This window comes from Arthrobacter sp. D1-29 (genome assembly GCF_054130585.1).
In genome coordinates this window covers 2,151,468-2,164,318 of the sequence record NZ_CP096383.1, presented here as the reverse complement: position 1 = coordinate 2,164,318, position 12,851 = coordinate 2,151,468, and the positions used below count along the sequence as shown (strand labels likewise).

11 protein-coding genes are annotated in these 12,851 nt (G+C 61.2%); 8 read left to right on the top strand and 3 right to left on the bottom strand.

Annotated elements, in window-relative coordinates:
• Positions 1-508 precede the first annotated feature (508 nt).
• Together M1E17_RS09935 and M1E17_RS09930 are read left to right on the top strand one after the other, a co-directional pair.
• Positions 509-802, top strand: a complete 294-nt coding sequence (locus M1E17_RS09935; RefSeq protein WP_457967019.1) for a hypothetical protein — start codon at positions 509-511, stop codon at positions 800-802.
• Positions 799-975 (top strand): helix-turn-helix domain-containing protein, encoded by a 177-nt coding sequence (locus M1E17_RS09930; protein WP_457967017.1) that lies wholly within the window; start codon positions 799-801, stop codon positions 973-975. The genes M1E17_RS09935 and M1E17_RS09930 overlap by 4 nt, the downstream gene beginning before the upstream one ends.
• 397 nt (positions 976-1,372) lie before the next feature.
• On the opposite strand, the gene M1E17_RS09925 is transcribed toward M1E17_RS09930, so the two are convergent.
• Positions 1,373-1,792: an organic hydroperoxide resistance protein gene (locus tag M1E17_RS09925; RefSeq protein WP_457967015.1), complete on the bottom strand. Its 420-nt coding sequence runs from the start codon at positions 1,790-1,792 to the stop codon at positions 1,373-1,375.
• 150 nt (positions 1,793-1,942) lie between these two features.
• Positions 1,943-3,466, bottom strand: coding sequence for an ABC transporter substrate-binding protein (locus M1E17_RS09920; RefSeq protein ID WP_457967013.1), 1,524 nt, complete (start codon positions 3,464-3,466; stop codon positions 1,943-1,945).
• A 571-nt stretch (positions 3,467-4,037) separates the two neighbouring features.
• Between M1E17_RS09920 and M1E17_RS09915 the strand changes: the two genes are divergently transcribed.
• The 5 genes from M1E17_RS09915 to M1E17_RS09895 all read left to right on the top strand — a co-directional run bounded on the left by M1E17_RS09915 (position 4,038) and on the right by M1E17_RS09895 (position 10,055).
• Positions 4,038-6,488: a CoA transferase gene (locus tag M1E17_RS09915; RefSeq protein WP_457967011.1), complete on the top strand. Its 2,451-nt coding sequence runs from the start codon at positions 4,038-4,040 to the stop codon at positions 6,486-6,488.
• 43 nt (positions 6,489-6,531) lie between these two features.
• A complete protein-coding gene (locus M1E17_RS09910; RefSeq protein WP_457967009.1) occupies positions 6,532-7,485 on the top strand; it encodes an enoyl-CoA hydratase/isomerase family protein in 954 nt (317 codons plus the stop codon).
• A 36-nt stretch (positions 7,486-7,521) separates the two neighbouring features.
• Entirely contained in the window at positions 7,522-8,157 is a 636-nt protein-coding gene (locus M1E17_RS09905; RefSeq protein ID WP_457967007.1) for a TetR/AcrR family transcriptional regulator, read from the top strand.
• A 225-nt stretch (positions 8,158-8,382) separates the two neighbouring features.
• Entirely contained in the window at positions 8,383-9,300 is a 918-nt protein-coding gene (locus M1E17_RS09900; protein WP_457967006.1) for an NAD(P)H-dependent flavin oxidoreductase, read from the top strand.
• A 44-nt stretch (positions 9,301-9,344) separates the two neighbouring features.
• Positions 9,345-10,055, top strand: coding sequence for an enoyl-CoA hydratase/isomerase family protein (locus M1E17_RS09895; protein WP_457967005.1), 711 nt, complete (start codon positions 9,345-9,347; stop codon positions 10,053-10,055).
• Between the two features lie 16 nt (positions 10,056-10,071).
• Here M1E17_RS09895 and M1E17_RS09890 read toward each other — a convergent pair whose 3' ends face one another.
• Positions 10,072-11,136 (bottom strand): MBL fold metallo-hydrolase, encoded by a 1,065-nt coding sequence (locus M1E17_RS09890; protein WP_457967003.1) that lies wholly within the window; start codon positions 11,134-11,136, stop codon positions 10,072-10,074.
• Between the two features lie 108 nt (positions 11,137-11,244).
• Here M1E17_RS09890 and M1E17_RS09885 point away from each other — a divergent pair, with 108 nt between their 5' ends.
• Positions 11,245-12,741, top strand: coding sequence for a class I adenylate-forming enzyme family protein (locus M1E17_RS09885; RefSeq protein ID WP_457967001.1), 1,497 nt, complete (start codon positions 11,245-11,247; stop codon positions 12,739-12,741).
• Positions 12,742-12,851 lie beyond the last annotated feature (110 nt).

Below are 12,851 nucleotides of genomic sequence, written 5' to 3'. Positions count from 1 at the left end.
GGTTTGCTGGTCGTGGTTGGCTGATGAGCGGGCAGGGCGGTGGGAAGTTCTGCAGTCCCGTCCCAGGGCGGGCACGTCCGCCGTCTGCGACTACCTGTGCCCGCGCTCCGCTATTTAGGGCGCAGGACGTGAGATTGGTCCCGCTGGGAGAGTCTGCTGACGTGTGGCAGGTGCCCGCAGAAGTGACTGCATCTCATCCCGTTCCAGGGAGTGGGTCTCGGCGGAGCCACCCGCTTTATGGGTGAAGGACGGTCCGCCGCCAAGCGGATGGGCATCACCGACGCCACCAAGAATCCCGCGCATCACGATACGGAGTCGTGGAGATCCATTGCGAGGGAGGAAAGCGGCTGCGCCGTACTTGTTGCTATTCGTCAGGAAAGTCTGCAGGCTAAGCCCCTCCGTGAGGGCCAGAGTAAAACTGTCGCGCGCCCCATACCCACAGACCGCGCCTGCGATACGCACCAATCCTTGCGGATTCGACGGCGGCACACAGGAGCACAACTTCCTGGTGCGGGACCGGCTTGTGATGGGCGGCGCAGGCACCACCTCGGGCGGTGAGGAATTCGCCGCCGCCGTGATGACCCTGCTTGAAGCCAGCGGCGGGTATACGCCAGCGCCCGGACAGAGGACGACGGCGCGTTTGCCTTTCCGCTCCCCCGCAGGCCGCTCTTTAGTCATCATGTCCCATCCAATGATGGAGCAGGCGATCGCGCGGAAGCTAGCGGTGGACAACCGCCTGATTACCCTGGACCTCGACGCGCCAGGCGTCGAGCAAAGCTCCGAAGAGCCGGTGGGAGCGTGAGCGGCCCGAGTCACGACGCCGTCCGCCAACTCGCCGCTCACCTTTTTGGGGAACGGGGATACCGCACTGTCACGGTGCGCGATATCGCTTCAGAAGCAGGTGTTTCGGCGGCCTTGGTCATGAAACTTTTCGTTTCCAATGAGAAGCTCTTTGCTGCCGTGCAGCCAGGATGAATCGCCGCTCGCCGCCCTGGACGTCCAGGCGTCGGAGCTGGGCAGGACGCTCTGTTCCGCGTGTTGATGCACTGCGAACGCGAAAAGCAGGACACCCTGGGAACTCTTCGGCGGCTGGAGTTTTGATGAACTCGTGGCACAGCACGGAGCAATCGTCCAGGCCCAAATTGAGCCTGCCCAGTTGCAACCTAAGCGCCATTCACCCTGTAGGGCCGGGAACGTTCCCGAGCGAGAGAAACGAGCTCTCGCGATGCTGCTGAAGGGAGTCAACGGGCAGTGTGCTGCCAATCGTGCAACAGCACCTGCGCAATTGGTGTCCCCCAAGGTTTGTTGCGACCAGGGCAGCATCAACGCCAAGTAAGTTGGCTCTGGACGGTAGGGTCCACTGGATATGATTTTAGTCGTCAGGGACGGTGATGTTGACCTCGATGTTTCCGCGGATGGCATTGCTGTAGGGGCAGACCTGATGGGCTTCCTCGGCCAGGGACTTCGCCTCGCTCTGGGTCATAGTCGGAATGACAACTTCAAGGTCTACCTCGAGCCCGAAAGCGTTTCCTTCACGGACAAGACCAACTTTTGCGGCGACGCTTGAGTCGCCCAAGTCGGTCTTTAGGGTTCGGGCTACGAAATGGAGGGCGGAGTGGAAGCAGGCAGCGTAGCCGGCAGCAAAGAGCTGCTCAGGGTTATGCCCGCCACCAGAACCGCCGAGGGCGTGCGGAGCGGCCAGCTGGATGTCCAGCAGTCCGTCGTCCGTCCGGGCACGTCCATTGCGACCGGCTCCTGTTGCAATAGCTTCTGCTGTATAGATGGCTGTCATTGCTTCTCCATAACTTCTAAAGAAATCCACATGCGGTTTCCCCTGCGTTGCAGGGGGCCGCACCTGCACATGTGGTCGGGAAGCCTTTCCCTTCAGATTGGACATGATGAGGGACTCTGGCGGCCGAAACACGACCACCGCGGTCGGAGGTTACTTCTTCGTGACTGAGGGGAATTCGTGAGTGCCTGTGACGTACGGCTGGAAGTCCACGCCGTTCTTCATCACATAGGCTTCTGTCGGCGCGTAGAGCATCATGCTGAGTGCGGACTCGGCGGCTTCGCGCGAACCGGCCTGAAGAAGCGAGTCACGCTTGCCCTTGTCGGTTGTGGCCTGGGACTCCTTGAGCAGCTTCTCCATCGTGTCCGTCGTGAAGCCACCAGGGTTGTAGAAGCCGGCCGCACTGTATCGGACCGTGAACAGCTGGGCGGGGTCGGGGCGGCCACCGAAGGCGGTGATGACCATGTCCGACGTCTTATCAACAAACGCCCTCTGCGCCATCGCGTTACCATCGACCATTTCGAGCTTGAGCTCAACTCCGATTTCGCCCAGCTGAGCCTGAATGGCCTGGGCCAGCGCCATAAACTGTTGGCCGGGCACGACCGCACTGAGGCTCAGATCCTTGACGCCGGCCTCGGCCAGCAGGGAGCGCGCCTTTTCGGGATCGAACGGGTAGAGTACCTGGTCGATCGACGGGTCGTTGGCGAAGTAGCCTTCCGGGAAGGGCTGGTCCGAAACCGCGCATTGGCCCTTGGCGATCTGTGCGCAGATACTCTCGCGGTCAATGCCATGAAGCACCGCCTGACGCGCCCGTACGTCCTCCAGACCGGCCAACGCAAAGTTGGTGATGAGCGCGTACTGGTACAGCGTCGTCACCTCCTTCACGGTGAACGACGGGTTGTCTTCGAACTGTTTGAGGTTCTGCGGCACGATGTGCGCCACATCGATCTGTCCGGCCTGTAGGGAATTGGCGATAGCTGCGGAATCAGAGATGAACTTGAAGTTCAGACCAGCGAGCTGCGGCGTGTTACCCCAGTAGTCGTCGTTGCGGACCAGATTGAGCTCGCTGCCCGGGGTGTAGGACTGGAAGCGATATGCGCCAGCCCCATCAGGGGTCGCGCTCAGGTCGGTTCCTTTAGCGAGAGCGGCCGGGTTGATGATTGCGCCAGCAAGGCCCGAGAGGATGCCCGGCAGCGACGCGTACGGCTGCGACAGAGCCAGGGTCACTGTCTGCGGGTCAGTCACTGCTACATCGGTCACCATGGCCAGGTCACGGCCGCCGGGTGCGCCCGGTAGAGTGCGAATACGGTCGAGGTTCGCCTTGACACCTACCGCGTCGAGCTTCATGCCGTCGGCGAACGTCACGCCCTCTCGGATCTTCAGATTAAGCGAGAGTGCGTCGTCGCTGAACGTCCACGACTCGGCAAGTCCCGGGATGAGCTTGCCTTCAGAATCCACGTGCACCAGTCGGTCATAGATCGCGCATAGCATCAGGCAGTCGGCGCTGTAGAGCGACTTGTGGGGGTCGAGGTTATTCGGCGGGACGGAATTACCGTAGACCAGTGTCTGATCACCTGCTCCCGACGACGCCTCCGGCTGAGGACTGGCCGAACATCCGGCCAGCGCCAAAGCAGCAACCATCGAAAACACGGCGGCACCTTTATTTGCAGTCACCATTGACTCCTTCAGAATTGAGCTTTCGTTGCATCGTGGTAGTAGCTCACGGAGATCCCGAACTAATGCCGGACAGGGTTTCCTGAATGATGCTGAGATGCCAACCAGTTGTATACACGGGTTTGACTAGACAGACTAACCCTTGGGTGGTCATACTGTCAACGTACTTCGCGGTAGCTTCCATCAGCAACTAAGTTGACTGGGTGACGTGTCAAGCCCTATTGTGTCAATTGATATGATTGCTCGTTCAGTCAAGGATGGCGGTTATCGCGATGAAGCGGTGTTCCATAGCAAGTGCCGGCTCCCGGAGTAAGCTGCCTCCTCTCTGCAGTCAGATCACATGGGCTTCCAGCAGACAACCGCATACCGCGTTAATAACAAGCCTGAACGGCCAGCCCCAGCGGCCCCGGATCTTCGACCCAGCGGCCGCGTATATCCGGTTCGTATGTTGGTCTGCAAGCGGACCGTCCGTTATCTGCGCGATAGACATCCCGTTGCTTCGGATTGCACTACAAAGATTCACCGGCGATCCCACCGAAGAGGTCAGCCGCACTGTTTCAAAGCGAGGGATAGAATGACGACCCAGAACACGGCTCCAGCCACCGAACCTTCGATCGGGCGGGGTCGGCCGCCGCTAACGGGCAGGGTCATCCTGGACCTCTCAGGGGGAATAGCAGGGGCATACTGCTCAAAACTGCTCAGCGATGCGGGAGCTACCGTCGTGAAGGTCGAAGCGCCAGAGGGTACCGCGTTGCGTCGCTGGAGCGCCTCGCGCACCAAAATCGAGCCAGGTAACGACGGCGTGCTGTTCTCATACCTTGCGCAGGGCGCGCAGAGCGTCATTATCGATCCTGATTCCCCCCAAGCACTCCACCTTCTCGACGCTCTGATCGGTCTGTCCGACGCCATCGTGTGGTCGCCGGGCTCACCCATCGCAGACCTCCGCGGTGCGTCGGCCAAAGAACTGCGCCAGCGGCACCCGGACTCCATAATCGCTTCGATCACGAATTTCGGTTTAGAAGGCCCTTGGCACGACCGGGCAGCGACAGAGTTTACCCTGCAGGCCTGGTCCGGCGCGATCATTGGCCTGGGTCGTGGTGCGAGCGATCGGGCACCTTTTTATGTCGGTGGACAAATCGGCGAGTGGGTCAGCGGAGCCTACGCCGCCGTCGCAATCATGAGCTCTTGGGCCGAGAAGAAGGTGACCGGACAAGGGTCGCTAATCGACCATTCGATCCTCGAGGCGCTCACGCTCTGCCTCACCTACTATCCGGTCACCTTCCTGGAGGTCATGGGCCGACCGTGGCGCGACAGCCGAACCCTCGTTGTGCCTGGAGTGTCTCAAGCGAAAGACGGGCTCATCGGAATCGCCTGCGGGACCCTTCAGCAGCGCAATGATTTGTACGTCATGGTGGACCACCCGGAGTGGATTATCGACGATGCCTTAATGACCCGGCAGGACGAAGTCAGTGCCATCTTCAATGATTGGATCGCGGAACGCACGGTAGCCGAGGTTCGAGAACTCGCTAGCGCATTCCGGATTCCGCACGCTCCCGTCGGCAACGGCGCAACGATTCCCGAGAGTGATCATTTCAGGGCGCGCAATGTGTTCGTTGACAGCCCGGACGGCCGTTTCGTACAGCCCCGCCCCTCGTACCGTCCATCGTCCTTCACCTTGCGCGAGCCTACGCTCGCCCCCGCGCTCGGTGCGGACACGGAGTACTGGCTGTCTCGTGCCAAACTGCCAACGGCCAGGTCCTCGCAAGCGGCCGATGGCTCGACGGCTCTTCCTTTCGCGGGCTTGCGCGTACTGGACCTGACCGCATTCTGGGCAGGACCTTCCTGCACCCACGCGCTCGCGCTGATGGGTGCCGAAGTCATTCACCTCGAATCCACGCGGCGTCCCGATGGTGGGCGCCTCGTCGCTGGTGTGCGCGAAGGCGGACCGTGGTGGGAGCACTCGCCCATCCATCTGGGCGGCAACGCGGGCAAGAAAAGCGTGACCATCAACTTCCAGACCGACGAAGGCCGGGATCTGCTCAGGGAACTTGTCGCCACCGCGGACGTGTTGGTCGAGAACTTCACTCCTCGGGTGCTCGACCACGCCGGCTTCGGCTTTGATGCCCTGCGCGAGATCAACCCAAGGCTCATCATGCTGCGCATGCCCGGATTCGGGCTTGAGGGCCCGTGGCGTGACGTTCCAGCGTTTGCATATGCAATCGAAGACGGTGGAGCGTTGACCTGGCTCACCGGGTACGAAGACCAGAAGCCGGTTGAGCCGTACTGCATCGGAGATCCCAACGCCGGCGTCCACGCACTATTCGCACTGCTGGTTGCCCTTGAAAACCGGGAACAGACCGGAGAGGGGGCCCTCGTAGAGGCAGCTATGATCGATGCTGCCGTGAATCTCGCCGCGGAGCAGTTCCTGGAGTACTCAGCAAACGGAATCCTCCTGACCAGGGCCGGCAATAAAGGCCCAGTGTCCGCGCCCCAGAATCTCTACCCAACATCGGAGATTGACGAGTTTGGGCGCCACGATGTTTGGATTGCCCTGGCGGTGAGCAATGACGGGCAGTGGCAGGCTCTTCGCACCGCCCTTGGTGACCCATCATGGGCGCAGGATCCAACATTTTCCACAGCAGCGGGTAGACACGCCGCTCACAAAGTGATCGACGAAGCCCTCACTGCCTGGTGCGAGACACAAACTGCTGCCGACATCGTAGACCTGCTCTGGCCCGCGGGTGTCCCCGTGGCACGCGTCATGCAGCCACACCGGCAGATCGAGATCCCTCAATACGAGGCGCGTCAGTTTTTCGAAGTCGTGGACCACCCTGTTGTCGGCACCTTCCACCAGAGCACCCTTCCGTTCCGATGGAGCAGCCGCCCGGATCAGCTGACCCTCAAGTCGGCGCCTCTTCTCGGCGAGGACAACGACTCCGTTTTCGCTTCTCTCGGCATCACAGAAACCAAGCTTGCCGAGCTCGAAGCTCTCGACGTCATCGGGCGGGCACCCGCCTCCGCCTAAAGACGTGACACAAGACCAGCGCATCGAGTCAAAGGATACCGAAATGACCCAGGAATCACCCTCAGCAGAGGAAATTGTCCTCTATGACAAAGACCCCGCTACGAAGATAGCGACCATAACCTTGGCGCGGCCGGAGCGACTAAATGCTCCGACCGTCGCGGCCCGTCACCGCTATGCCGACCTTATCCACAAGGCCAACATCGACGACGACGTGAAAGTTCTCGTCATTCGTGGCCTTGGCGATGATTTTGGCAGCGGAGTCGATCTTCCCGACTTCATGGACGGCCTCAATGGCGATGATGCGGAGCGCCTGAAGGAATTCCGGATCGAGGACGATGACGTGCGGTACCCCCCGGTCGGCACCTACCGCAATCAAGGAAATTTCGGCCCCTGGCTTGCCAACCCGGCATCGGGTGCGCGCTCACTGCAGGAGTTCCAGAAAATCAGCATCGTCGAGGTCAAGGGCTATTGCTACGGATGGCACTTCTACCAGGCTGCCGACGCCGACCTTGTCATCTCCGCCGATGACGGTCTGTTCGGCCACGCGTCGTTCCGCTACGCCGGGTGGGGCCCGCGCATGTGGACGTGGGCCATGACCATGGGCCTCCGCAAGTTCCAGGAGATGGTCTTCACAGGCCGCCCGTTCACCGCCCAAGAAATGTACGACTGCGACTTCGTCAACAAGGTGGTGCCTCGCGACAAACTCGAGGAGGAGGTCGCCACCTACGCGTCAGCATGCGCCCGAACACGCCCAACCGACACAGTGCACATCCAGAAGATGTTTTTCCAGATATTCAAGCAGTACCAAGGCGAGTACATGGGCAGTCTCCTGACAGGAATGATTGAATCAATGGGCAGCATGGTCAAGCCTGACGCAGCCGACTTTAAGCTCGACGCCGATATGCTCGAGCGCGGCCTCGGCAACTCGGTGAAGGAGAACGATCTGCAGTTCCCACCCTCGTTCCGCATGAGCAAGAAAGGCCGTCAGCAGCCGTGAGCGCGCCAACAGCCTGGCAACTCGTTGGACACTCCAATGCGTGAGGCAACACTGCGAGCCGCCGGCTCTGGTAAAGTCGGCCCCAAGATGACTACCACGCCTAAGATCCTTCCCATCCGTCAGCGCCAGCGGGAGATGACGAGAGACGCTATTCTCGCAGCGGCCCTGGATGCATTTAGCGAGCAGGGCTTCTTCTTCGTGTCGATCGACGACATCGTTCAAAGAGCGGGAATCAGCCGGACGACGTTTTATTTGCACTTCACGGACAAATCCGCCGCACTTCGCGCACTGCGGGACAAGCGACTTGCGGAATGGGGGGAGTCTGACAGTTATGAATGGATAAAGGACCAAGAGTCGGCTGAAGCGTTCTTCACAAAGATGGTCGACTTCTATCTGGAAACGCCGGAACTGCACAAAACCCTCCACCAAGCTCGTGCGGCCGATCCTGAATTTGCAGCAGCGCATCAGCAGTCCATGGAGGAACAGCTGGCGCTGCTCGCAGAGAACCCGGCCATGCGGGATGCGACCGAGGAACAACGTCGGATGGCAATCGCAATGCTCTATTCGATGATCGATCACTTCCTCTACGTATGGTTGATCCAGGGTTGGAAACTCGATCGTTCGCAAGCCATCAAAGCTATGGCAAACGCGATGTCCGGAGTCCTGACCTAAATACCGGTCAACTTCTTTTCCGGATTACGGGCTCAACGCTGTTTCGACCCCTGACTTTTTCCGGTTCCGGGGCTCAACGCTGCTGTTTCGACCCCGGTGCTTTCTTCTCCTTCGAGCTCGAGGACTATTTGGACGACTCGAAAACTCTCATGAAATGAGTATTTGGTGATCACAAACGATTTCACTCGAACATTCGGGGTAAAGCACCCCATAACCTGCGGCGGCATGACCGGCGTAGGTACCGCACCGTTGATCGCGGCGGTGGCCAACGCGGGAGCCATGGGCTTCCTGACTGCCCTCACGCAGCCCACCCCCGAGGACCTTGTGCGAGAGATTCAGCGCACTCGCGATCTCACGGACGCTCCCTTCGGCGTCAACCTCACAATCCTCCCAACGATCCGCCCGGTGCCCTATGACGAATACCGTAGGGCGATCATTGAAAGCAAGATCCCCTTCGTCGAGACCGCAGGGAGCAACCCCGAGCCACATATGGCCGATTTCAAAGCTGCAGGGGTCAAGGTTCTGCACAAGGCCGTCTCCGTGCGCCACGCCGTCAAGGCGGAGGAGGTCGGGGTCGATGCACTCAGCATCGACGGGTTCGAGTGCGCCGGTCACCCGGGCGAGGACGATGTGCCTGGTCTGGTGCTGATCCCGGCCGCGGCCCGGGTGCTGAAGATCCCATTCATCGCATCCGGCGGTTTTGCCACCGGACGCGGTCTCGCGGCGGCACTCTCCCTCGGTGCCAGCGGCATCAACATGGGCACACGGTTTGTAGCGACCCACGAAGCCCCGGTCCACGAGAACGTCAAAAAACAGATCGTCGCGAACAACGAGCGCGACACAGTGCTCGTCTTCCGGATGTTCAAGAACACCGCCCGGGTCGCCCGCAACTCGATCTCTGAGGAGATCCTCGAAATCTCGTCGAAGCCAGGCGCGACCTTCGAGGACATCGCCCACCTAGCGTCCGGCGTCCGCGGTCGCGATCGCGTTCTCGGCGGCGGAGAAATGGAAGATGGTCTGTGGTGGGGAGGCCAGTCGCAGGGACTGATCGACGAGGTGCTCAGCGCCCGCGAGGTTGTAGACTCCATCGTCGCGGAGGCGGAGGACGTCATCACCCGCCTTCTGGCGAATCAGGTCGCCTGATGGCCGGCATCCGCGTGGAACGGGGTTCGTCGTTTTCGCGCATCGTGCTCAGTCGGCCCGACGAGGGCAATGCGCTCGACATCGCGCTGGCTCGCGATCTGCGGGACGCCGTACAGGAACTGTCGCGCGACAGCGGCCACATACTGGTTCTGTCAGCTGAGGGCCGGCTGTTCTGCGGCGGCGGCGATCTCGCAGCAACTAATGCTGCCCCCTCCCCCGCTGAGTACATCAATGAGCTTGCTGCGACCATGCACGAAGCCATCCTCGCCCTCGCCGAGTCCGATCTCATCGTCGTGGCCTCCGTTCAGGGTTCCGCCGCCGGCGGCGGACTCGGGCTCGTACTCAACGCCGACTACGTCGTTGCGAGCGAGAAGGCGAGCTTCCTCAGCGCCTACTCCGCCGTCGGTCTGAGCCCCGACTGTGGAGCCTCGTACCTCCTGCCGCGTGTCGTCGGCTTGCGGCGGGCAAGCGAGGTCCTCCTGGCGAAGCGCACGCTGGACGCGGCCACTGCCCTCGACTGGGGGCTCGTTAACCACGTAGCCTCTGCCGATGAGCTGGAGACAGCAACGATCCAAGCAGTCAATACGATCGCCACTCAGCCAGCGCCCGCACGTGCTGCTGCAAAGCGACTCCTGGCTCAGAACTGGATCGACGGCTACAGCACCCACCTCGATCGAGAGCAGACCTCCATCGCTCGGCTTACCGCATCCAAGGAGTCAACCGCTTTGCGGGACGCCTTCGTACGCAAGGGTTAACTCGGCGGGCTCGCCCCTAGGACTCCGCGATAAGTCTGACATGACGGACGTGCGCGTTCGTCTCACCGAGCGCGGCCTGGAGGTTTGAGCCGTCGAGAGCGTCCCAACCCCGGGACCACGTCAGTCGCTGGGCGACCTCCCAGACGCTCGCCCCAGGGTCACCCGCAAGCACGGCGGCGACCTGGTTCGAGCGCCCGTGCGTATGGTCGCGAAGTTCGTCGAGCCGTTGCGCCAGTTCCGTGAATCGGTACTCGTGAGCCGGGCATGCCTCGTAATCGCTCCAGGGGCGCAGCCGCTCAAGCGACACCAGGTAGTCACCAACAGGGTCATGCTCGACTTCGAATTCTTGCAGGAGTCCAATGTTCGGAGAGATTCGCGGCAGGACGTGGTCACCGGTGAACAGCAGGCAGTTGTCGAGGTCGATGAAACTCAGGTGACCGCGAGTGTGACCCGGCGTCCAGATAGCCCGCACTTCCCGGCCAGCGAGCGGCAGGAGATCGCCATCGAGCAGCTCGCGGTCTACAACACGGTCGGGAACGTACCTTTTGAGGTCCTCAGGAGCGAAGGTCACCCGATCCAGGTCGACGAGCGGCACTCCGAGCGCCTGCATCACGTCCCGATTGGACTGGACGATCCTTGTGACCTCCCGGTGGAACTGGTCCTCCGGAATCTCAGCCGGATGCCCGGCGATCCAAGAACCAGTACGGTCGGCCAGCTCAGGGGCCAGTCCATAATGATCCGCGTGCGAATGAGTAACGACGATGCCTTGGAGGTCGTTCTCCGCGAGACCGGCCATGCGAAGTCCCGCCTGCAGGTCGGCGCGCCCAGCAGCGCTGGTCCATCCGGGGTCGATGATGATGAAGCCACCATCGTTTCCGACGAGGACGTAAGCGAGCGTGTAGGCCACAGGGAACTCTGCACAGTCCACCGGGATGCTCCATACCTGCTCCGCGACCCGTTCGACTGGGGGCTGTCGGCGCTCAACCCATGCCTCGACCTGACGACGTGAGGTCGGAACAGCGCCCCCGCTCACCGTTCGCTGAAGAGGTGTGTCACGGATGGCTGTGTGGGATTCGTTCATTTGACTATTTGAACACAAGGGCAACATTTGCATTGCAGGCCGTCCTGCCAGTGGACACCATGTACCGCGACTGGCTAGAATGTCTCATGTAGACAAGGGAGTATACACATGGATCTTGCATTACTGATTGATATGGCGTCAGGTCACGGAGACCGGGTTGTATTAGGTTCGGGGGAATCCGCCATCACAGCGTCGAGGCTCCGCGAACTTGCAGGGGGCGGCGCGGGCGTCCTCACGCAAGCCGGGGCGCAAAACGTAGTCCTGCTGGCACGCAACGGACCTATCGTACCCGTGCTCCTCTTCTCGGGCGCCCTGGCTGGAGTGCCGTTCTCCGCACTCAACTATCGACTGTCTGCCGACCAGATCCGCGAGCAGCTCGCGCGCTTGGACGCTCCCTTCGTGGTCGTCGACGAGGAATACAGGCGGATAGTTGAGGGCAGTGAACACGTCGTCACCGTCGCCGAGTTCTTCGCGCTCGCCGGATCCGCCGAACCTATCGCGACGAGCCCTGCCAGCGACTCCGTCGCTGCCAAGCTATTCACCAGCGGCACGACGTCTAAGCCAAAAATAGTGCCTCTTCGGCACGAGAATCTGTTCGCCTATGTCTCCCAGACAGTCGAGTTCGGCGGGGCTACCGAGAACGAGACTGCGCTGGTTTGCGTTCCTCCGTACCACGTCGCCGCACTCGGTTCCGTTCTGACTAATCTGTATGCCGGGCGACGCGTGGCCTACCTTCCCGACTTCGACGCGAACTCCTGGTTGTCCATGGTCAAGGAAGAAGGTGTGACCTCGGCCATGCTCGTACCCACGATGATCAGTCGCCTCGTGGAAACCCTCGCCGGCGAGCCCGCCGACGCCCCGACGCTGCGACAAATCACCTACGGCGGATCGAAGATGCCGACACCAGTACTGGAACGCGCGCTGCTGGCTTTCCCAGGTTGCGGGTTCGTCAACGCATACGGGCTCACCGAGACCAGCTCGACGATTGCGCTGCTCGGGCCGGATGATCACCGCACGGCACTCGCCAGCTCCGAAGCGCACGTGCGGGCACGCCTTTCGAGCGCAGGCCGTTCGATCCCCGGCATCGAACTTCAGATCCGCGACAGCAAAGACAGTGTGATTACGGACGACGCCACCGGAGAACTCTGGGTGCGCGGAGCGCAGGTCTCCGGCGAGTACCAGGACTCCGGTTCGGTCCTCGACGCGGCCGGCTGGTTTCCCACGAAGGACCGCGCGTGGATGGACAGTGAGGGCTACCTCTTCGTTGAGGGTCGCACCGACGATGTCATCATCCGCGGCGGCGAAAACATCGCTCCTGCTGAGATCGAAGATGTCCTTCTCCGCCACCCCGGCATCCTCGAGGCCGCGGTGGTCGGCACGCCTGACGACGAGTGGGGCGAACGCATCGTAGCTGTCGTTGTAGCGCGCGAAGGACACTTCCTGACTGAGAGCGACGTACGTGAGTGGGCGCGCGCCCGTATCCGTGGCTCTCGCACACCCGATGACGTGGTATGGCGGAACGAACTCCCACATACGGCAACTGGAAAGTTGCTCCGAAGGGAACTCGTCGCCGAAATTGCCAGCCGCTCGGCAGCCGGTGCGTAACCAACTCAATCAAAGCAGTGAAAGGACGTCGTTGATCATGGCATTAAAAGCGGGAAGTCGGCTGCGGAGTCAAGTCTGCAGCACGGAAGTCATAGTGGTCGGTGCACCCT

Excerpts from the sequence above, each read along its gene's own strand:
- M1E17_RS09920 (WP_457967013.1), bottom strand. The coding sequence starts at position 3,466 with ATGGTGACTGCAAATAAAGGTGCCGCCGTGTTTTCGATGGTTGCTGCT.
- M1E17_RS09910 (WP_457967009.1), top strand. The coding sequence starts at position 6,532 with ATGACCCAGGAATCACCCTCAGCAGAGGAAATTGTCCTCTATGACAAA.
- M1E17_RS09905 (WP_457967007.1), top strand. The coding sequence starts at position 7,522 with ATGCGTGAGGCAACACTGCGAGCCGCCGGCTCTGGTAAAGTCGGCCCC.
- M1E17_RS09885 (WP_457967001.1), top strand. The coding sequence starts at position 11,245 with ATGGATCTTGCATTACTGATTGATATGGCGTCAGGTCACGGAGACCGG.
- M1E17_RS09915 (WP_457967011.1), top strand. The coding sequence starts at position 4,038 with ATGACGACCCAGAACACGGCTCCAGCCACCGAACCTTCGATCGGGCGG.
- M1E17_RS09890 (WP_457967003.1), bottom strand. The coding sequence starts at position 11,136 with ATGAACGAATCCCACACAGCCATCCGTGACACACCTCTTCAGCGAACG.
- M1E17_RS09900 (WP_457967006.1), top strand. The coding sequence starts at position 8,383 with ATGACCGGCGTAGGTACCGCACCGTTGATCGCGGCGGTGGCCAACGCG.
- M1E17_RS09925 (WP_457967015.1), bottom strand. The coding sequence starts at position 1,792 with ATGACAGCCATCTATACAGCAGAAGCTATTGCAACAGGAGCCGGTCGC.